15 protein-coding genes and 1 riboswitch are annotated in these 19,935 nt (G+C 71.3%); of the genes, 4 read left to right on the top strand and 11 right to left on the bottom strand.

The features are described 5' to 3' along the window. Positions 1-10 precede the first annotated feature (10 nt). The 3 genes from OC490_RS09200 to OC490_RS09210 form a co-directional block, all read right to left on the bottom strand. Positions 11-2,389, bottom strand: a complete 2,379-nt coding sequence (locus OC490_RS09200) for a sensor histidine kinase (protein WP_262057345.1) — start codon at positions 2,387-2,389, stop codon at positions 11-13. 603 nt (positions 2,390-2,992) lie between these two features. Continuing rightward, on the bottom strand, positions 2,993-3,118 hold the full coding sequence (locus OC490_RS09205) for a hypothetical protein (protein WP_262057346.1): 126 nt from the start codon (positions 3,116-3,118) through the stop codon (positions 2,993-2,995). A 120-nt stretch (positions 3,119-3,238) separates the two neighbouring features. Beyond that, a complete protein-coding gene (locus tag OC490_RS09210; protein WP_262057347.1) occupies positions 3,239-4,453 on the bottom strand; it encodes an MBL fold metallo-hydrolase in 1,215 nt (404 codons plus the stop codon). A 255-nt stretch (positions 4,454-4,708) separates the two neighbouring features. On the opposite strand from OC490_RS09210, the gene OC490_RS09215 reads away from it, so the two are divergent. Both OC490_RS09215 and OC490_RS09220 read left to right on the top strand, forming a co-directional pair. After that, positions 4,709-5,887 carry a Glu/Leu/Phe/Val dehydrogenase dimerization domain-containing protein gene (locus OC490_RS09215; RefSeq protein WP_262057348.1) on the top strand — a complete coding sequence of 393 codons (1,179 nt, stop codon included), beginning with the start codon at positions 4,709-4,711 and terminating at the stop codon, positions 5,885-5,887. A gap of 44 nt (positions 5,888-5,931) precedes the next feature. Next, a complete protein-coding gene (locus OC490_RS09220; protein ID WP_315986665.1) occupies positions 5,932-6,546 on the top strand; it encodes a TetR/AcrR family transcriptional regulator in 615 nt (204 codons plus the stop codon). Positions 6,547-6,638: 92 nt separating this feature from the next. On the opposite strand, the gene OC490_RS09225 is transcribed toward OC490_RS09220, so the two are convergent. The 4 genes from OC490_RS09225 to OC490_RS09240 all read right to left on the bottom strand — a co-directional run bounded on the left by OC490_RS09225 (position 6,639) and on the right by OC490_RS09240 (position 14,347). Beyond that, positions 6,639-7,424 carry an SGNH/GDSL hydrolase family protein gene (locus tag OC490_RS09225; protein ID WP_262057578.1) on the bottom strand — a complete coding sequence of 262 codons (786 nt, stop codon included), beginning with the start codon at positions 7,422-7,424 and terminating at the stop codon, positions 6,639-6,641. A 190-nt stretch (positions 7,425-7,614) separates the two neighbouring features. After that, positions 7,615-8,538, bottom strand: a complete 924-nt coding sequence (locus tag OC490_RS09230; protein ID WP_262057349.1) for a M23 family metallopeptidase — start codon at positions 8,536-8,538, stop codon at positions 7,615-7,617. A gap of 4 nt (positions 8,539-8,542) precedes the next feature. Then, positions 8,543-8,705, bottom strand: a riboswitch (cyclic di-AMP (ydaO/yuaA leader). A 301-nt stretch (positions 8,706-9,006) separates the two neighbouring features. Then, a complete protein-coding gene (locus OC490_RS09235) occupies positions 9,007-11,079 on the bottom strand; it encodes an alpha-galactosidase (protein WP_262057350.1) in 2,073 nt (690 codons plus the stop codon). A gap of 121 nt (positions 11,080-11,200) precedes the next feature. Next, a complete protein-coding gene (locus OC490_RS09240; RefSeq protein WP_262057351.1) occupies positions 11,201-14,347 on the bottom strand; it encodes an AfsR/SARP family transcriptional regulator in 3,147 nt (1,048 codons plus the stop codon). A 158-nt stretch (positions 14,348-14,505) separates the two neighbouring features. Here OC490_RS09240 and OC490_RS09245 point away from each other — a divergent pair, with 158 nt between their 5' ends. Next, positions 14,506-14,799, top strand: a complete 294-nt coding sequence (locus OC490_RS09245) for a winged helix-turn-helix transcriptional regulator (protein ID WP_262057579.1) — start codon at positions 14,506-14,508, stop codon at positions 14,797-14,799. Between the two features lie 123 nt (positions 14,800-14,922). Further along, positions 14,923-15,951 carry a zinc-binding alcohol dehydrogenase family protein gene (locus tag OC490_RS09250; protein WP_262057580.1) on the top strand — a complete coding sequence of 343 codons (1,029 nt, stop codon included), beginning with the start codon at positions 14,923-14,925 and terminating at the stop codon, positions 15,949-15,951. Positions 15,952-16,334: 383 nt separating this feature from the next. Here OC490_RS09250 and OC490_RS09255 read toward each other — a convergent pair whose 3' ends face one another. The 4 genes from OC490_RS09255 to OC490_RS09270 form a co-directional block, all read right to left on the bottom strand. Next, positions 16,335-17,267 carry a catalase family peroxidase gene (locus OC490_RS09255; RefSeq protein ID WP_262057352.1) on the bottom strand — a complete coding sequence of 311 codons (933 nt, stop codon included), beginning with the start codon at positions 17,265-17,267 and terminating at the stop codon, positions 16,335-16,337. Positions 17,268-17,448: 181 nt separating this feature from the next. Further along, complete coding sequence (locus OC490_RS09260) at positions 17,449-18,024, bottom strand: sigma-70 family RNA polymerase sigma factor (RefSeq protein WP_262057353.1); 576 nt, start codon at positions 18,022-18,024, stop codon at positions 17,449-17,451. Positions 18,025-18,201: 177 nt separating this feature from the next. Beyond that, complete coding sequence (locus OC490_RS09265) at positions 18,202-18,468, bottom strand: anti-sigma factor family protein (RefSeq protein ID WP_262057354.1); 267 nt, start codon at positions 18,466-18,468, stop codon at positions 18,202-18,204. 44 nt (positions 18,469-18,512) lie between these two features. Then, positions 18,513-19,907: an FAD-binding oxidoreductase gene (locus tag OC490_RS09270; RefSeq protein WP_262057355.1), complete on the bottom strand. Its 1,395-nt coding sequence runs from the start codon at positions 19,905-19,907 to the stop codon at positions 18,513-18,515. Positions 19,908-19,935: the final 28 nt, after the last annotated feature.

Below are 19,935 nucleotides of genomic sequence, written 5' to 3' on the forward strand. Positions count from 1 at the left end.
GCGTGCGTGGTCATCCGGCTGATGCGCTCCCGTCGTGCCGGGCGGTGAGGTCGTGACCGGGTACATGCACGTGGGCTTCGGCTATGGGTGCCACGTCCATGTGGGGGGCGAGGGTGAGCGGCCCCATCTCTGTGTGGGCTGCGGGGGTGTGGTCGCCCAGGGCGTGGTCTGCCGGGGTGCGGTCGGCGAGGAGGAAACGGTCTGTGCCGGTGCGTGCGGCGGAGAGAGCTGAGCTGGTGCCGGTACCTGCGTTGGTGCCGGCGCTTGTGTCGGAACCCGTGTGGTCGGAGCCCATGTGAGGCTGGCTCATATACAACCCGCCTGTGTGCACCCCGTTCATGTGCAGGGGCTCCATGTGGCTTGCCTCCGTGTGGGCCGACTCCATGTGCGCCGTGTCCATGTGTGGCCCGCCCGTCTGTGGCAACTCCGCATGCGACACCTCCACGTGCCGGACGTCCGTGTGGAGGGCTTCCATGTGCCCAACGTCCACGTGCGGCACCTCCACGTGCGGGACGTCCATGTGGGGTGACGCCATGTCGGCCTCCTCCACCAACTCCGCCGCCTCCATGTGCTGTTGTGCCTCCGCGAGGCCGATCCCGCGTTGGAAGGCCGCCATCAGGTCCGGGTCGTGGCCGACGGGGTGTTCGGAGTCCTGGCGGGGTGCGGGGCCGTCGCGGAGTTGGGGTGCGATGTGTTCCTGGGCGCGGCGCCTGGGCAGTTGGGGAGGCTTGCCCATGGTGCCGCGTACCGCGCCGCCCCGTGGGACGGGCGGTGTGGCCACGTTGGTCGCCACGGTGTGCCGGTCGTCGGGCCGGATGCCGGGTACGGCCTCCGCCGGGTTGGACCGTTCCGCGCGGGCGCCGCGCACGGGCAGCGGCACCGGTCCGCCGCCGCTCGGCACCGGCGCGACGGGCGGTGCGGAGTCCCGTCGTTGATGCCGTCCCGGTGCCCCGGACTCACGCTGGTGCCGCCCGGGCGCGGCGGGCGTCGCCCCGGGCGCACCCTGCTGGCCGGCGGCCCGCGGACCACCTTCGGCACCACCCCGGGCACCTCCTTGGACCCCGCCCGTCCCACCCTGCGTCCCGCCTTGCGCTCCGCCCTGCGGGGACTGCTGCGGAGGCAGGAGCGGGCGCCCTCCGCCCATCGTGTCCTCCGGCCGTCCCACGGCTCCGGGGGCGCCCGGCGCCGTACCCAACAGGGCCTGCGGCACGACGAGTACGGCCTGTACCCCGCCGTAGATGTTGGTCTGGAGGCGGACGTGGATGCCGTGGCGGCGGGCGAGTTGGGAGACCACGAACAGGCCGATGCGGCCGTCGGCCAGCAGGCTGGCGACGTTGACCTGGTCGGGGTCGGTGAGCAGGGCGTTCATACGGCTCTGTTCGCCGACGGGCATGCCGAGTCCGCGGTCCTCGACCTCGACGGCGAGCCCCGAGGTCACGAGGTTGGCGCGGAGCAGGACCTGGGTGTGCGGGGCGGAGAACACCGTGGCGTTCTCGACGAGTTCGGCCAGCAGGTGGATCACGTCGGCGACGGCGTGGCCGCGCAGGGTGCCGTCGATCGGCGGCACGAGTTTGACGCGGGAGTACTGCTCGACCTCGGCGATGGCGGAACGCAGCACCTCGGTCATGGAGACCGGGTTGCTCCACTGTCTGCGGGAGACGGCGCCGCCGAGGACGGCGAGGTTCTCGGCGTGGCGGCGGATGCGGGTGGCGAGGTGGTCGACGTGGAAGAGGCCCTTGAGCAGGTCGGGGTCCTCGATCTCGTTCTCCAACTCGTCGAGGATGGAGATCTCCCGGTGCACGAGGGACTGCAGGCGTCGGGCGAGGTTGACGAAGACCTCGACCTTCTGTTCACTGCCGGCCTGGCTGGAGAGCTGGGAGGCGGATACGACGGCGGTGACGGCGCCGTCGTGGGCGCGGGCCAGGTCGGCGGCGAGCAGGTCGAAGTCGTCGGCGTCCCCCGGCGGCCGACCGCGCGGCTTGCGCTGGGGCGGGCCCTCGCCGCGGCGCAGCGCCTCGACCAGGTCGCGCAGATCGGCCTCGCCGCGCGCGCTGTCGCGGCGCAGCGCGCCGATGCGGTCGCTGACGGAACCGGCGGCGCGACCGGCAGCCACGGCGGCGATCAGGATGCCCGCGAACGTCACCGACGTGGCTCCGGCGAGGACGCCCCAGAGGGTGAGGCTGGTCCGTGCTCCGGTGGAGCGGACGGTGAACAGGACGGCCGCGCTGGCGCTCAGCGCGACCGCGACGGGCGGGAGCACGGCGAGGCGCAGGAGCTGGGATCGTATGTGCGTCTCGGGCAGTGCGGGCACGGGGCGGGCGGCCGGTCGCCCGTGCCGGCCGCCCTCACGGCGGTCTGCGCGTGCGGCCGGTGCACGGAGTTGAGACATCGGCGTCCTCGTACTGGTGCGTCGGACCTGTTTGCTCGCGCGGGGTGCGCGATTCGGACATACGCCATCGCGGTGCCGGTCGAGAGAGCCGAAAAAATCGGCCCTGCGTCGCCCGGCGGACACTCACAGTAGTCGTCAACGCATCAGGTGCGATGGGCAGTTGACAAAGTCCCACGGCGAGCGTCCCGCTCTGGTATGAGGCCTCGCACGACAGACCGATAACCACCGCGACCGCTCGTCGAAGATGGACAAAGAATCGATCGCCCCTGATCAGAACCAGTCATGAACGGGCGCCGGGCACAGAGGAGTTCGATGCAGCCAGGCTCCGCCGCCCGGCCGCTCCGAGCTCGGCGGCCGGTCCGACAGAGCGATTTCGGGAGATGCGTCCCACCCTCCGCCGTGACCCCGGCACATCACAGGCAGTGTCCGCCGGAGCCCGCCGGCTGAGCGCGCGGAACCGATCTTGTCCGGATGCTGTCCGGACAGGAGTGGCGTCACTTCTGTCGGCTCGGCGGCCCTCGGCGCCTACACGTGGGGTGCCATGTCGGGGTTCTGCATCCTGGACCCGGACCAGATGGGTGGGGCGCAGGGCGTGCGGGGCGGTCACGTAGTGACGCGGCCGGTCGGTTCGCAGTGCGTCACGTCGGACGGCACGGGCACCGAGCCGGTGCCGGACCGGGCGAACCCCGTGATCTTCCTGGGTCTCCCGCTGCCGCTGCTCGCGCTCACGACGGGGACCCTACGCGGGCGTACGGCGGCTCCGTGCCCCGCGGTGAAGCGTCCCCTTCGACGACGCGGCGGATCCGACCGCCGAGACCGCCTCCGCCGTCGAGGGGACTGTCGCCCGTGTCAGCGCTCGTTCGCCAGGTCGAGTTCCGCCTGGGTCGCCGCCGCCTTCGACTCGGGCTGGGACCCCGCCTCCACCGGCTCGGCACTCTGCCAGGGACGCGCGAGTGTGCCTCCGAAAGGCTCCCACCAACGGTCCGTCGCCAGCTCGGCGCCCGGTTCGAACGGCTCGCCCGGCCTCGGTGTCGCGACGGCCTGGCCCGCCGCTTCCGCCGCGTCCGCGGTCCACTCGCCGGGCTCGGCCCACGCGTGCAGCGCCAGATTGAACGTGGCCCAGTGGATGGGCAGCAGCACCCCGTGCGCCTGCCCGCCCTGGAGGTCCAGGTGGGCGCGCATGCCCTCCTCGGGCGTCATGTGGATGTCGGGCCAGAACTCGCTGTAGGCGCCGATCTGGATCATCGTGGCGTCGAACGGGCCGTGCGCGGCGCCGATGTCCTTGAAGCCCTCGAAGTAACCGGTGTCGCCGCTGTGGTAGATCCGGTGCTCGTCACCGGCGACGACCCAGGAGGCCCACAGGGTGTGCTGGGTGTTGCGCAGGCCCCGGCCGCAGAAGTGGCGGGCCGGGGTCGCGGTCAGGGTGAGGCCGCCGACCTTGGTCTCCTCGTTCCAGTCCAGCTCGCGCAGCCGGTCCGGTGAGACACCCCAGTGCTCCAGGTGGGCGCCGACACCGAGCGGCACGGCGAAGAGGGTGTCCGTGTCGGCCAGCGCCTTGATCGAGGGCATGTCCAGGTGGTCGTAGTGGTCGTGCGAGATGACCACGACGTCGACGGGGCCGAGAGCGGCCAGCGGCAGGGGTACCGGGTGCAGCCGCTTGGGGCCGGCGAACGGGAAGGGGGAGCAGCGCTCGCCCCAGACCGGGTCGAAGAGGACCCGGTGGCCGTCGATCTCCGCCAGCACGCTGGAGTGGCCCATCCACGTCAGGCGCAGCCCGGTGGCGGCGGGCTTGGCCAGGTCGGCGAGCGTGGTGGCGTGCACCGGCAGCGTGCCGTCGGGGGCGCGGCGGACGCGCGCCTCCTTGTCGAGGTAGGCCTTGCCCATCTCGCGCATCGTGCCGCCGGACGGGCGGACGTTCGTGTTGCCCCCGGGGTTCTGGAAGACCCCGTCCTTGAAATGGGGCGATCTGCGGATGCGCGCCAGGCGCTCGCCGCTCGGGTCCGCGCCGAAGGCCGCGGGCTGCAGCGCGCGGAGCCCGGAGCTCAGGGTACGGATTCCGGTCACGATGCCTCCAGGTGGAGTCGGTCAGGCTTTCCATTATGGTCGACCCCTGTGACAACGCCGGTGCATCGGCTTCACGGGGCCGTCATTCCAAGGAAAGACCAAAGTTCCACGCCCGGGGTTGACGCCGCGGACCGGAATTCGATCTTCCGTTGACAGGACCCGGCACCACTTCCGATACTGACTCGCCGTTCAGTACCCGCCGTCCGGTACGCGCTTCGCCACTTGCCCTGTCGGCCGACGCCGCGAGGAGTCCGTATGACCACCCCCTTGATGTCGCTCACCTGGACCGACCACGTCACCGGCCGCCGGGGCTTCCTGGTCGTCGACCGGCTGGTGCGCGGGGTGTCCAGCGGCGGACTGCGGATGCGGCCGGGCTGCACGCTCGACGAGGTGGCAGGGCTGGCCCGGGGCATGACCATGAAAGAGGCGCTGCACTACGACCCGGAGGGCCGGTACATCCCCCTGGGCGGCGCCAAGGGCGGCATCGACTGCGATCCCCAGGACCCGGTGTCGTACGGCCTCCTCGTGCGCTACCTGCGCGCCATGCGGCCGTACATCGAGAGCTTCTGGACGACGGGTGAGGACCTCGGGCTCACCCAGGACCTGGTCGACCGGGCCGCCGCGGAGGCGGGGCTCGTGTCGTCGATCCAGGCGGTGTATCCGCTCCTCGACGACGAGGCCGCGGCGCGGCGGCGGCTCGCGGACGCGTTCGCGGTCGAGGTGGACGGGATCGGTCTCGACGAGCTGGTCGGTGGCTGCGGGGTCGCCGAGTCGGTGCTCGCGGCGCTGGACCGGGTGGGCGTGCCGTACGCGGGGACGCGGGTCGCCGTGCAGGGTCTGGGCACCATGGGCGGGGCCACGGCGCGGTTCCTCGCGCGCGCGGGGCTGACGATCGTGGCCGTCGCCGACGTCAAGGGCACGGTCGTGAACCCGGCCGGGCTCGACGTGGACGCGCTGCTCGCGGCGCGGGACGCGTACGGCACCGTGGACCGGTCCGTGCTGCGCCCCGGCGACCGCGAACTCCCGGGTGGGGACTGGCTGTCCGTCGAGGCGGAGGTGCTGGTACCGGCGGCGGTGTCGTACGCGGTCGACACCACGAACCAGGGGGCGGTCACCGCGCGCTGGATCGTCGAGGCGGCCAACATGCCGGTGCTGCCGGAGGCGGAGGAGCTGCTGTCCGCGCGCGGAGTCGTCGTACTGCCGGATGTCGTCGTGAACTCCGGGACGAACGCCTGGTGGTGGTGGACCCTGTTCGGCGACATCGGTGCGGACGCGGACGAGGCGTTCGCCCACACCCGGCGTTCGATGCGCGCCCTGATCGAGCTGATGCTGGCCCGCGCGGAGGCCGACGGGACGACACCGCGCGCCGCCGCACACGCGATCGTCGCCGACCGGCTGCCGGTCATCGCGGAGCGGTTCGGCTGGTACCGGTGAGGCACGGGGCAACAGCTTCGCGGACCACGGAATAGGGTGGCCGCGTGGCGAGAGTGCGGTTGGGCGTGGCGGAGCGGCGTGCGGAGTTGTTGCGGGCCGCCGTCGAGCAGATCGAGGCGCGGGGTGTGGCGGCGGTCAGGATCGCCGACGTGGCCTCGGCGCTCGGAGTGAGCAACGCGCTGGTGCTCTATCACTTCTCGACCAAGGAGAAGCTCGTCGCCGCCGCGTTCACCTTCGCCGCCGAGGACGATCTCGCGCATCTGCGCAAGCTGCTCGGCCGCCGTACGACCGCGCTGCGCCGGCTGCGGGCGGCGGTGCGCTGGTACGCGCCGACCGGGCAGGCCAAGGGCTGGCGGCTGTGGATCGAGGGCTGGGCGGCGGCGCTGCGCGAACCCGCGCTCCTGGAGGTGACGCGCGATCTCGACCGGCAGTGGAAGCGGGCGCTCGCGGAGGTCGTCGCCGAGGGAGTGATCGCGGGCGAGTTCCACTGCGCGGACCCGAACGCGGCGGCCCTGCGCCTGACGGCCCTCCTGGACGGACTGGCCGTACAGATGACGGCGTACGGGGGCGCCGTGTCGCGGACGCGGGCCCTGGAGTGGGTCGACGAGGCGCTCGCGCGGGAACTCGGCCTGGAGCGGGCGGCGTTGACCGCTCCCTGAGACGGGCGGAGTTCCCTGGCGCAGCGGAACGGCCTGCGGTCGCTCTCAGACCCCGGGCACGTCCCCCTTCGCGCAGCGCCCCTGCCGCTCCGTCAAGCGACCGACTCGATCCGCATCTTGATGTCGTCGGGCGACAGCGCGCCCTTGGCCTCCACGTGGTCGCCGGAGGACTCGCCGCGCAGTCGGCGTCCGATCCACGGCACCAGGTACTCGCGCGCCCAGTGCACGTCGTCGCGGCGGATGTCGAGCGTGCCGCGCGGCGGCAGCGGTGGCCAGGGCTGGTCCGGGTCGGCCGGGACCTCGACGCCCAGGACCTGACCGGCGCGGAGCGCCACGCGCGTGTGCCCCTCGGGAGAGAGGTGGAGCCGGTCGCCGTCCCAGGCCCGGCGGTCCTGGACCGTCTTGAGGGACCACAGGTCGAGCACCGGGCAGCCGTAGCGGTCGGCGATGGCCCGCACATGTCCGTTGTAGGTGGCGATCTTGCCGCGCAGGTGCTTGAGCACGGGCACGTTGCGCGTGTCGAAGCCGGTCGTCACCAGGACGGAGCCGACGGCGGAGGTGAGGTCGGCGACCGCGCGTTCGAAGCGCTCGGCGACCTCGTCGGGGTCGGTGCCGGGACGGATGATGTCGTTGCCGCCCGCGCAGAAGGAGACCAGGTCCGGGCCGATCTCCTTGGCCCGGGTGAGCTGGTCGGCCACGATCTGGTCGAGCAGCTTCCCGCGCACCGCGAGGTTGGTGTACTCGAAGTCGCCCTCGGGCCGCCGGTCCGCGAGCAGTACCGCGAACCGGTCGGCCCAGCCGACCATCGCCCCGTCGGGCCCGGGGTCGCCGACGCCCTCGGTGAAGCTGTCCCCCACCGCCACGTACGACCCGATCACTGATCTGTTGTCACTCTTCGAATCGTTAGCCACGGCAACCATAGTTCACCCTGGACTGTGACCTACGCGATCGTATTTTGGGGTTGACGGGCGGTGAGATAAGCCACTTGTAAAGGGTTGTCCAAAGTCGGAATAAGCCCCTGGCCAGGGGCGTTGACCCCGGGAACTGCCCCGCGCCGGGCCCCTGACGTCAGCCGACTGTGACGCCGTGCGAGCGGAGGTAGGCGACCGGGTCCACGTCCGAGCCGTAGTACGGCGTGGTCCGGATCTCGAAGTGCAGGTGCGGGCCGGTCACATTGCCGGTCGCCCCGGAGAGGCCGATCTGCTGGCCCTCGGTCACGGTCTGGCCGGCCGAGACGGACAGCTGCGACATGTGGGCGTACTGCGAGTACTCGCCGTCCGCGTGCCGGATGACGACCTCGTTGCCGTAGGCGCCGTCATAGGCCGCCGAGACGACCGTGCCCGCGGCGACCGCCTTGACGGTGGTGCCGGTCGGGACGACGAAGTCGACGCCCGTGTGATAGCCGCTGGACCACATGCTGCCCGCGACGTGGTAGCCGGTGCCGATGGTGCCGCCGGTCACGGGGAGGGTGTAGCCGCTGGACGTGCTGGTGGTGTCGGCGCTCTGCGTGGCGGTCGTCTTCTTCGACGAAGAAGACGAGGAGGAGGACGAAGAGGAGGAACCAGACGAACTGGACGACGAGCCGGACGACTTGCTCGTGCCCGTCGTGGCCTTCTCGCCGAGGGAGAGCTTGAGGCCCGGGTGGATCAGCGACGGGTCGGCGCCGATGGCCTCGCGGTTGTCCTGGTAGATCTTCTTCCAGCCGCCGGTGACGTCCTGGTCCTCGGCGATCTTCGCGAGCCAGTCGCCCGCCTTCACCGAATACGTCTTGACGCCCCCGGTCTTCGCGGTCGCCGCCTTCTCCGTCACGGCCTTCTCGACCACCGGAACCGACTGAACGGCCTTTTCCGGAGCGGAAGTCGATGTGGCGGCATGGGCACCGGCGGCCCCCATGAGCGGAAGGGCGAGCGCGGCGCCGCCGGTTCCGGCTACGGCTATCGAGCGGGTGAGGCGCTGGGCCTTGGGACGGCGGTGCTTACCCTTCGCGGGCATGACGAATTCCTCTCCGGCGCCTGCGGGGTGAGCTGTCGGGTGCGGGCTGGAGATGCCCGGCCGCGCGCTGGTCGCGGCTTTACCCCAAGCCCGTTCCGGAGACCGGAACAGGCGTCCTACCTGTGGGTCCCCCGCTCCTGCCGCATACGGGTGGGTGTGTGCGGAGTCCGGTCGGCGGCAGGATTGGGCGTCCGTCCGGATTGGTGGCGAACGTAAGCGAGGAAGACGCAAAGGGACAAGCAGGGGGTTCCACGGTTTTTCGTTTCCTGTGATCTCCTGTGGGAATTCACAGTCACCCTGCGTGAATTCCCACTCGACTTCTTCCTCAATTCCCCTGGAAAAGCATGTCAATTACGTGAACATGACGAGCGACGTACGGTCACGGATATGACGCTGCTCACGTACAACCCCTCAGGTTCCCTTATTCCAGAGCGAGTTGTAACGAAGGCTGCAATTCGGGCAGAAGGCTCAGATGCGACGCAGCCGGAGAACCGTCGCATCGAGGTCACCGCGCAGCCCGGTCCGCAGTCCGTGGTGCAACAGGACGGCACCCCGGTGGACTTCGCCCGTTTCGAGGCATTCGTACGATGCTGTCGGGTCGAGCCCGCGCAGCCGGAGCGCCGGTACCGGCTCGCCGTAGTGCTGCGCCTGGAGCAGGGCGAGGACGACGCTCTCGTCGCCGCGTGTGTACTGCACGGCACTCAGTCCGCCGGTCGGCGGGCGCAGCCGGTGGAGGTCGCCGTGCTGCACGAGCGGCCGGATCTCCTTGTAGAGGCCGATCCACTCGCGGGCCTCGGCGAGCTCCTCCTCGGTCCACTCCGAGAGGTCGCCACCCACGCCGAGCACTCCGGCCATGGCGCTCACGAACCGGAAGCGCAGGCTGCTGACCCGGTCGTTGAGCTGGGTGTTGGGGCTGTCGGTGACCCAGGCGGCCATCACGCGCGCGGGGTGGATCTGGCTGAAGCCGTGCTGGATGGCGAGCCGGTCGAGCGGGTCGGTGTTGTCCGAGGTCCACACCTGGTCCGTACGGCTGAGGATGCCGAGGTCGATCCGGCCGCCGCCGCCCGAGCAGGACTCGAAGGCCACACCGGGATGGGCCTCCCGCAGCCGGTCCAACAGGGCGTAGAGCGCGCGCACATGGTCGACCCAGAGGCGCTGCGGATAGGCGTCGCCGGGCCAGCCGGCGTCGGTGAAGCAGCGGTTGAAGTCCCACTTCACATAGTCGATGGGGGCGCTGGAGAGGAGTCCGTCGAGCTGCTCCCAGAGGTACTCCTGGACGTCCTCGCGGGCCAGGTTGAGGATGAGCTGATTGCGGAACTCCGTCCGCTTTCGTCCCTCTTGATACTGCACCCAGTCCGGGTGGGCGCGGTACAGGTCGCTGTCCGGGTTGATCATCTCGGGCTCGACCCAGATGCCGAACTGCATGCCCAGTGAGTGGACGCGGTCGGCGAGCGGCTTGAGACCGGCGGGGAAGCGGTCCGGGTTGGGGGTCCAGTCGCCGAGTCCGGCGCGGTCGCTGGTGCGGGCGCCGAACCAGCCGTCGTCGACCACGAACAGCTCGACGCCTGCCGCCGCCGCACGCTGCGCGAGGACCTCCTGCTGCTCCTCGGAGATGTCGAACTGCGTGGCCTCCCAGGAGTTGTAGAGCACCGGCCGGTCCTGGTCCGCGTCCGGGATGACGTACGTCCGCTGGTAGGCGTGCCAGGTGCGGCTGGCGCCGCCGAAGCCGGCGTCGCTCCACAGGGCCGCGAAGAGGGGCGTCGTGAAGGACTCCCCGGCCGCGAGGCTCAGCAGCCCGGACTCGTCGTACCCGGCGCCGCCGGTGATCTGAACGCGCGCGTCCGGGAGCTGGGCCACGGCGATCCGCCAGGACCCCGACCAGCCGAGGGCGCAGCCGTAGACCTCGCCGCGCTCCTCGGTCGCGTCGGTGTCGAGCGCGACCCAGGGGAGGTACTGGTGTCCGGTGTGGCCGCGGCGGCTGCCGATGACCTTCTCACCGTAGGTGAGGGGGGAGCGCACCAGCCGTGACTCGGCGGCCCAGCGTCCGTGCACGTGCGACAGCTGCCACTCCTCCCGGTCGGGCAGCGTCCAGGTGGCGGAGTCGGCGCGCAGCAGCTCCAGCGGCTCGGTCCCCTCGTTGTCGAGGACCGTCCAGCGTTCCACGACGTCGCCGCGCGTCCGGTAGTGCAGGGTGATCGCCAGTCCGCCGTCGCGGAAGCGGAGCCGCAGTTCGTCGCCGTCCGTGTCGTAGCGGTCGAAGGTCCACTCGGTGCCGCGCCGTTCCGGTGTGCGCACCGACAGGGCGGGGCGGACGAAGCGGGGGCCTCCCTCGACCGGGTACTCCTCGTGCCCGTCGAGCGGGGCCTCGAAGGAGGAGCCGCCGGGGAGCGGGCGGGCGGCGAGTTCCTCGGCGTCGGCGAGCGCGATGCGGGGACCCCAGTGGAGATGGAGCAGTTCGTCGCGTTCGGTGAGATGGACGGCGTAACTGCTCGTGGGTCCGGACAGCACCCACGTACGGCCGTTCTCGGCGGTCTCCAGCATCAAGTCCCTCACAGATTCGAACAAGTCCACTCAAGCGCCAACATCATCAATGGTGCGGGACCTGCGAGGCAACGCCTGTGGAGAAGTCATAACCTGTGGAAACCCGTGTCACGCGTCCGGGTCAGCGATGCCGGCCCGGTCCGGTCAGCACTCCGCTGAAGCCGGCCAGGACGGAGGGGTTGGCGGCGAGCCAGGCCCGTACCCGGTCCGCCCCGTGCCCGTCGGCCGGACCGGACCGGAAACAGGTGTCCAGGGTGTCGAGCAGGGCGCCGACCGCGCGGCGGGCCAGTGGCTCGCGCACCCGGTCGTGCGCCTTGGCGGCGCGGTCCCTCCACAGCCGTACCTCGTCGGCCGCCGTCGAGGCGGTGGGCGGGCCGAAGGCCGCGACGGCCACCATGCCGAGGGCGGCCATCGCTCTGCGGTCGAGCGGTGCCGTGGGGCTGTCCCAGACGCCGGCGAAGAACGTCCGGGCCTCCGGGAAGCGGTCCCCGTGGAAGGCGAGCGCTCCGCGCAGGACGGCCGCGGCGGCGCGCACATCGTCCGCGCCCACTTCGTCGGCGAGCCGCGCCACCTCCGTGAGCCGGTGCCCGGCCGTGCCGATCGCGCCCTCCCCGATGTCCAGGCACACGATCCGCAGCGCGGTGTAGGCGTAGAGGGCGCGTGCGCCGATGGAGCGCAGGACGAGGACCGCCTCGGTCCAGTGCTCGCGGGCCCGGTCGCGGAAGCCGCCGCTCTCGTCCGCGTCGCCGCAGAGCACGAGGGAGAACGCCCTCGCGTAGTCGTCGCCCGCGGCGCGCGCCGCCGCGACGGCGGTCCGGCCGTGGGCACGGGCGCCGTCGATGTCCCCGCGCTGGAGGCAGTACGTCGTCCAGTTGGTCTGGAGGACAGCGCGGTCCCAGTGGAAGGCGGTGCCCGCGATCCCGTTCTCGGCCCGTACGAAGAGTTCCTCCACGTCGTCGTGGCGCCCGCTCAGCATGGCGTGGAACGGTTCGTGACAGGCTCCCAGGACGGCGAGGTCGGGGTTCTTCGCCCGTCGGCACGTCACCTGGTACTGGTCGATGAAGAGGCCGGCCTCGGCGTGCCGGCCGACGACGTGACTGAGCCAGACGAGCCAGGTGAGCGCGCGGAAGAGCGCCAACTCGTCCGCCTCGGTGGGCTCCACGACGTCGTAGGCGCGCAGGCTGCGCCGGAGTCGGTCGATGCCCTCCTCCTCCCGGCCGGTGATGGTCCAGTAGTAGGCCCGTCCCGCTTCCAGGCCCAGCGCCTCGGCCGTTCTCGCCCGGGCCATCAGCAGGTCGGAGGCCGCCCTGACGTTGGCGGATTCCGCGGTGTGCCGGCTGATCCACTCCCCCTGGTCGCCGGGCGCGATTCCGCCGGCGCTGCCGTGCACGAAGCGCAGGGCCCACGCCATGAAGCGTTCCTCCGCCTCGGCCTCCCGCCCTTCGGCCCGAAGCCGGTCCAGCGCGTACTCGCGGACCGTCTCCAGCATCCGCAGCCTGCTGCCGTCGGGCGTTTGGACGGTGAACAGGAGGGATTTGTCGACCAGTTGGGCCAGCACGCGCAAGGTCTCGTGGCGGTCCGCCCCGGGGAGGGAGAGCGCCGTCTCCGCCGTGTCGAGGGAGCAGCCGCCTACGTACAGGGCGAGTTCGGTCAGCACCCGCTGCTCGGTGGTGTCCAGGAGGGCGTAGCTCCAGTCGAGGACGGCGCGCAGGGTGCGGTGCCGGGCGGGAGCGGTCCGCTTGCCCTTGGCCAGCAGGGTGAAGCGGTTGTCGAGGCGGCGTTCGATCTCGGGCACGGGCAGCAACCGCACGTGTGCGGCGGCGAGTTCGACCGCGAGCGGCAGGCCGTCGAGTCTGCGGCAGAGCGAACGGATGTCGTCCAGCACCGGCCCCTCCGCGCTGAAGGCCGGGTCGATCATGACGGCCCGGGTGCCGAACAGCTCGGCGGCCTCGCCGTCGGACATCGGCGCCAGCGGGAACAGTCGCTCGCCCGCGACGGCCAGCGGAGCCCTGCTGGTGGCCAGGACGGTCAGCGCGGGACACCGGCCGAGCAGGACCGCCACGAGCGGGGCAACCGTGTCGAGCAGGTGCTCGCAGTTGTCGAGCACGAGCACGGCCTGACGCTCCGTCAAGAATGAGGTGAGCCGGTGCACATAGTCGTGCGGCGGCTGGTCCGGCCGTACCGAGGCGTCCGAAAGGCCCAGGGCCGCGGCAATCGCCGGAAGGACATCCGTGCCGTCCGCCGCGGCCAGCTCGACCCACCACGCGGCGTCGTACGAGGACGTCATCGACGCGCAGGCCTCCAGCACCAGGCGCGTCTTGCCGACACCACCGGGCCCCACGACGGTCACCAGCCGCTCCCGCTCCAGGGCCGCACGCAATCCGTCGAGGTCCGCCCCGCGGCCGACGAACGGGCCGAGGGGATGGTCGGGCCCGCCCCGGCCGGGGGCCGGACGGGAGTCGACGGATGCCGGGACCAGACGTACGACGTTCCTGGCCGCCGTCCCGGGGGACCGGTCGCGGGCGAGCAACTCCTCGTACAGGGACCGCAGTTCCGGGGAGGGATCGACGCCCAGCTCGGAGCGGAGCAGCCTGCGGCCCGCCTCGTACACGTCCAGGGCCTCCGCGTGGCGCCCGCAGCGGTGGAGGGCGAGCATCAGGCATGCCCGGGACCGTTCGCGCAGGGGTGCGCCGGAGACAAGTGCCGTGAGTTCGGAGACCAGTTCGGCGGCGCGGCCTAGTTCGAGACCGGCGGCAGCCGCGTCCTCCCGTGCGCCCAGGCGCAGTTCCTCAAGGCGCAGCCGCTCGGCGTCGAAGACCCGGCCCTTCAGATCGTCCAGGGCGCGGCCCCGCCACAGCTCAAGTCCCTTGCGCAGGACGCCTTCCGCGGTCCGGTACTCCCCCGCCGCCAGGTACTCGCGCCCCTCTCGGACCGCCGCCTCGAACCGGACCGTGTCGAGTTCGTCCTCCGGCGCCGGCACCAACTGGTATCCCCCGTAACGGGATTGAAGGCGCCGGTCCCCGCCGTGCGTCGCGAGGGCCGCGCGCAGCTTCGTCATCTGGACCTGGAGGGCGTTGACCGGGTCCTTCGCCCCGCGTTCCTCCCACAGTTCGTCGATGAGCGTGTCGCGGTGCACCACCGCTCCCCCGGCCAGCAGGAGCCGGCCGACGATCGCGCGGGAGACGGCACCCGGCAGAGCGACGGCACCGCTCGCGGCGGCGAGCTCCAGGCGGCCGAGGAGTCGGAAGTGGATGCCGTCATCGTTCATGTCTCGACCTTCGTGCACGTCGGCCACCGTACGGAAGCGGTGGCGGTTACCCGCAAGGGTTGCTGGTACCCGTTGGGTACCATCGCTGAATGACGAAGACTTCGAGCCTCTGCGACGACCCCAAGAGCGTCTACTTGGCCGCCTGCCCCTGCCGCGACATGCTGGATCTGCTGGCCAACAAGTGGAGCGCCCTCGCCCTGGGCGCCCTGGAGCCGGGCCCGCAACGCTTCGGCGCACTGCGCGCCCGGCTCCAGGGTGTGAGCCCCAAGGTTCTCACCCAGACACTGCGCCGTCTGGAGGACTACGGCCTGGTCGACCGCCGGATCTACGCCGAGGTGCCGCCCCGTGTCGAGTACAGCCTGACCCCGCTCGGCCTGGACGCCTGCGCGCCGCTCGCCCACCTGCGAACCTGGGTGGAGCAGAACATCGACCGTTTCCCCGACGCCGCCTGATCCGACCTGGACACTTCCCGATGGGAAGTAGGCTCCCTTGAAGGTTACTACCTCCCGATGGATACCGTTCGGAGCGTGGCCGCGGCCCTTCACCGGCCACCGCACGAACCGAGGAGATCCATGATGAGCGTGACCCCGAAGACGATGCCCGCAGTCGGCTACCTCAAGAGCCTGCCGGTCGACGACGACGAAAGCCTGCTGGACCTCGAACTGCCCGTCCCGGAGCCAGGTCCGCACGATCTGCTGGTCCAGGTCGAGGCGATCGCGGTCAACCCGGTGGACTACAAGGTCCGGCAGGGCAACGACCCGGGCGGCGAGCCCAAGGTGCTGGGCTGGGACGCCGCCGGCACGGTCGTCGCGGTCGGTGACAAGGTGGAGCTGTTCGCGGTCGGCGACGAGGTCTTCTACGCCGGCGCGATCGACCGGCCGGGCACGAACTCCCGCTTCCACGCCGTCGACGAGCGCATCGTCGGCCGCAGGCCCACCACGCTCTCCTTCGCCGAGGCGGCGGCACTGCCGCTGACCGCGATCACCGCCTGGGAGGGCCTGTTCGAACACCTGGGCCTGCGCCAGAGTCCGGAACAGACCGGCACACTGCTGGTGACCGCGGCGGCCGGCGGGGTCGGGGCCGTGGTGACCCAGCTGGCCCGGGCCCTCACCGGCCTGACCGTGATCGGTACCGCCTCCCGCCCGGAGACCGTGGAGTTCGCCCGCAGTATGGGCGTGACCCATGTGGTCGACCACCATCAGCCCCTGCCCGCACAGGTGGCCGAGGTCGCGCCCGGCGGGGTGGAGTACATCTTCGGCACGGCCGGTACGGACCGGAACCTCGCCGCGTACGCCGAGATCCTCAAGCCGTTCGGTGGGCTGCTCGCCATCGACGACTTCGGTGCCGTGGAGATCGGTCTGCTGAAGTCGAAGAGCATCTCCTTCCACTGGGAGTTCATGTTCACCCGCTCCCTGTACCGGACCCCGGACCAGGCGGTGCAGCACCACATCCTCGGCGAGATCGCCCGGCTGGTGGACGCGGGCAGCCTGCGGACCACGGCCACCCGGGACCTCGGCACGATCAACGCCGCACATCTGCGCGAGGCGCACCGCATCCTGGAATCCGGCGCCGCCATCGGCAAGGTGACGCTCACCGGATTCTGATCCGGGTGTGAACCTCCTCCTTCCCCGTCCCGTTTACCAAGCGGACGGGGAAAAGGCTTTCTCGTAACCACGGAAAGGTGACGAGCATGCGGGTCATGAGGTTCACGCCGGAGCAGCGCATCGATCACCTGCTCCGCTGGGCGGCGGAATGGAACGGGACGCGACGGGGACGAAGTATGTGGGCCTACTCGCTCAGCCTCGGGGGCTCCCATGCCCTGCTGAACGACTGGGTCAACAACGAGCGGCTCATGGATCTCCTCACCTCCGAGGAGAGGAGATCGGTACATGAGGCACGCGAGCGGGCGAGACAATAGCCTTCCCCAGTATTCCGAAGAGCGACGGGCACCGGATGTCTCCGGTGCCCGTCGCTCTTCCCGTCCTGTTCAGCGATTCCCGCTGCGCCTGCGGTACGACTCGGCGTACGCCCGGGCGCGAAAGGTGAGCACCGGGTCGTCGGAGAGTTCTATTCCGGCGGTGACCCGGGTGGGGTCGAACCGCTGCGCGGCCCAGTAGTCCTGGTCGTCGACCGGCGCGGTGATTTCCAGGCGTCCGGCGGTGATCTCCTTGCGCCGCTCCGGCCAGGCGACGGCGGGGTCGTGCGTCGGATCGTCCTCCTCGGCCGGCTGGACCTGGAGGGTGAACGCCAACGGGCCCTGCCGCAGGCGCTGGTGGAGTTCCTCGGTCAGGTACTGGTCCTGGCGGCCGGCCGCCTCCTCTGCGGACAGTTCCGCGCGGCCGGCCTCCGGCTCCCAGCGGTACCGCACCGGCTGCCTGTTGCCCGCCGCGTCGGTCCAGACGAACGCGTGGATCGCCCAGTAGGCGGCGGTGCCGTAGCCGACCGGCACCGGTGGGCGCTGGGTGACGGCCTCGGCCAGGTGCGGATGGGCGGCGACGTGGGCCTGCACCCTGCTCATGTCTGGTTCCCCGGTGGCGGGGTCCGGCCGCAGCGCCTCGGTCAGTTCGAGGAACTGTCCCGGGGTGGAGGCGACGAACAGCGGCACCGTCATCGCGACGAGATCGGTGTCGCCGCCGTTCGGCAGCTGGAACCGGACCGCCATCCCGCGGGCCACCGGCGCGGTGTCGCGTGAGCGCGGATTCCCCTCCGAGTTGGAGAACCGCACGATCACGGGGGTCGGCCGGTCCTGGAGGTGGGCCGCCGTGGTGAGGCCCGCCGCGTCGCCGGTCGGGGTGAAGGTCGCCTTGCAGCAGACGCCCCGCGCGCCGGAGCGCCGGTGTCCCGGATACAGCCCGTGCATGCGTTCCATGCTGTCGACGACCTGCTCGGCGGTGGGCAGATCTGCGGGGATGCTCGACATGTCGTTCCTCCACGACGGAAGTGAGATACCGCCAACGCGGTGCCGGAGCGCCGCCGGGGACCGGACGGGACGGCGGGCCCCGAGGCGTGGGACGAGCCGCTCGCCGAGGCCCGCCACGTTCCGGTACACGAGGAGGGCCGTGGAAACGGTTCACGCACCCGAGACACACTCCCGGCACCGTCTACGGGGTGTAGCCCCGCTCCGCCAGCGCGGCCCGAAGTGCCTTGAGGGCCAGGTGAGTTCGGGACTTGACCGTGCCCGGCGGGATGCCCAGCATGCTCGCCGTGCGGGCCACCGACTGGTCCAGGAACTCGACGTGGACGAGGATCTCGCGATGCTGCAGCGTCAGGTCCGCCAGCGCCTCGCGCACGATCTTCCTGGTGAGCGCCGGGTCCACGTGTTCCGGACCCGGCAGCTCCTGCAGCGCGCTGTCGACCGTCTCCGGAGGGCGGGCCTGCCGGGCGCGGTAGCCGTCGATGACGAGGTTGCGGACCACGGTGACGAGCCACGGCCGGATGCCCTCGGCCCCCGGGTCCAGGATCTCGGCGTGCTGCCAGGCGCGCAGGACCGCCTCCTGGACCAGGTCCTGGGCCTGGTAACCGTCGCCCCGGAGCAGTCCGGTGGCCACTCTCAACAGATAAGCGCCGTGCTTGTCGTAGACGGCCCGGATGAACGCCTCGTCCCGCGCCCGGTCACGCGTCCCGTCGTCCTGGCAGCCCGGCCGGATGTCCCGGATCGCTGTGCTGTGTTGCCTCATTGCCACGTTCCCCCAGTGCGCCGTGGGTCCTGTGCGGCGCACCAATTCGTTGAAAGCTGAACGGGGAAACCTTGGGAGGGGCCTCTTGCCGGCCGCTTGATGTCCGCTGTCCTCGCCCGCGCCGCCGAGGACAGTCGCGGGAAAGGAAAAGGACAGCGGGCACGCGCGCGTGCCGGGTCACTGCTGACGGGGTACGGGCGGCCCCTTGGCCAGGGCGGCCCGGACCGCCGCCTCCCGCAGTTCGAACAGTCGGCCCGACCAGTCGCCCAACAGCTCCTCGTCGGGCAGCAGTCGGACGGCGGCGAGCGCGGTGCGGATCTCGTCCACCTCACCCGCGCAGCCCGGGCACGCCCGCACATGGCGGCCGACACGTGCGGTTTCCCCGGGATCGAGGGCCGCCATGGCATAGGCGGCCAGTTCGGTTGTCTCCTGCTCGCATCTCACCGCGGTCTCCAGCCTGCCGACGCCGTCCGTCCCTCGGTCCCCGTCTATTCCGGGGTGATGGTGTGGTTGTTGACCCGGAAGAGGTTCCGCGGGTCGTACCGCCGCTTCAGGCGGCGCAGCCGGGCCAGGTCGGCGGCGGTGAACACATTCTCCGCCCGGTCGTCACGACCGGCGAAGTTCGTGTACGTGAGACCCGTGGACCACGGGCGCAGCCGCTCGACCATCCCGCCCAGCATCGCCGTACCGGCCTCGACTACCTCCGGCGGACCCACCGTCGCTCCCCACACGTTGAACACCGCGTCCCGCGCGGCGACGGGAGCAGCCACGGCCGGCCGGACCGCCAGCGCCCCGCCGAGATGCCTCAACTCCAGCACCGTGACAAGACCCCCGGCGGCCACCTGGGCACTCTCCACCAGGGAGTCGACGGCGGCGGACGGCAACTCGGCCAGCAGGACGCCCTGTTCCTCGTACGGGAAGGGTTCCGCCGGATCGGTGTGCACGAGGGCGTACGCGCCGTAGGGGTGCCGGGCGATCGTGTCGAACATCCCCGCACCGATGGCCCGGAACGGGGCGATGAGCTTCTCGGCGTCCTCGTCGGTGCCGAGATGGGTCACCCGGACGTGGGCGAGGAACCGGCCGCGCAGCGGTTCGGGCACCTGCGGGACCGGCGGGAAGTTCAGCAGCGCCACCGAGCAGGTGAAGGCGTCGGGAGCGTCGCGGACCACCTCGGGGAAGGCGCGGAGCACGGCCTCGACGTCCTCGGCGGGGAAGTAGATGCCGCCGCCGTAGAAGGAGGTCACCGGGAAGAGGCCGATCTCCAGTGCGGTCACCACACCGAAGTTGCTGCGTCCGCCGCGCAGACCCCAGAAGAGGTCCGGTTCGGCCTCCGGCGACACCCGGCGCAGTACGCCGTCCGGCGTGACCACCTCGATCGCCACGACATGGTCGGCGGCCCAGCCGTAGGACCGGCCCAGGAACGGGCTGAGTCCGCCGCCGAGGGTGAAGCCGACGACCCCGACGTCCGGGCTGGACCCGTTCAGCGGTGCGAGCCCTTCCTCCTGAGCCGGTCCTACGACGTCCGACCAGCGCGCGCCCGCGCCCACCCGGGCCACTCCACGCTCGATATCGATGTCGACCGCGCGCATCGCACCCGTCGTGACGAGCAGGAAGCCTTCCTCGGCCGGGAACGGCTGGTGTCCGGTGGCCATGACCCCGACGGGCAGGTCGTGCGCGCCGGCGAAGGCGACCGCGGTCTCCACATCGGCAGCGCTGCCGGCCGCGACGACCAGAGCGGGCCGCTGCCGCGACCGCAGGTTGAACCCCGCGACCGCCTCCTCGTAGCCCGCGTCGCCCGGGACGAACACCGATCCCCCGATCCGGTCGGCCAGTTCGGTGACGGCTTCTGCGCCGACAACGGTCCGGCCCTGGTACTCGGTCATGCTGCTGTGCCTTTCGTCGGAGCGTCGG

Source organism: Streptomyces sp. STR69 (assembly GCF_024519455.1).
GTDB lineage: Bacteria > Actinomycetota > Actinomycetes > Streptomycetales > Streptomycetaceae > Streptomyces.

Bases quoted from the DNA above. Each gene is read 5' to 3' on its own strand.
- OC490_RS09200 (WP_262057345.1), bottom strand. From the start codon at position 2,389: ATGTCTCAACTCCGTGCACCGGCCGCACGCGCAGACCGCCGTGAGGGC.
- OC490_RS09215 (WP_262057348.1), top strand. From the start codon at position 4,709: ATGACCACCCCCTTGATGTCGCTCACCTGGACCGACCACGTCACCGGC.
- OC490_RS09230 (WP_262057349.1), bottom strand. From the start codon at position 8,538: ATGCCCGCGAAGGGTAAGCACCGCCGTCCCAAGGCCCAGCGCCTCACC.
- OC490_RS09235 (WP_262057350.1), bottom strand. From the start codon at position 11,079: ATGCTGGAGACCGCCGAGAACGGCCGTACGTGGGTGCTGTCCGGACCC.
- OC490_RS09240 (WP_262057351.1), bottom strand. From the start codon at position 14,347: ATGAACGATGACGGCATCCACTTCCGACTCCTCGGCCGCCTGGAGCTC.
- OC490_RS09245 (WP_262057579.1), top strand. From the start codon at position 14,506: ATGCTGGATCTGCTGGCCAACAAGTGGAGCGCCCTCGCCCTGGGCGCC.
- OC490_RS09250 (WP_262057580.1), top strand. From the start codon at position 14,923: ATGAGCGTGACCCCGAAGACGATGCCCGCAGTCGGCTACCTCAAGAGC.
- OC490_RS09255 (WP_262057352.1), bottom strand. From the start codon at position 17,267: ATGTCGAGCATCCCCGCAGATCTGCCCACCGCCGAGCAGGTCGTCGAC.
- OC490_RS09260 (WP_262057353.1), bottom strand. From the start codon at position 18,024: ATGAGGCAACACAGCACAGCGATCCGGGACATCCGGCCGGGCTGCCAG.
- OC490_RS09270 (WP_262057355.1), bottom strand. From the start codon at position 19,907: ATGACCGAGTACCAGGGCCGGACCGTTGTCGGCGCAGAAGCCGTCACC.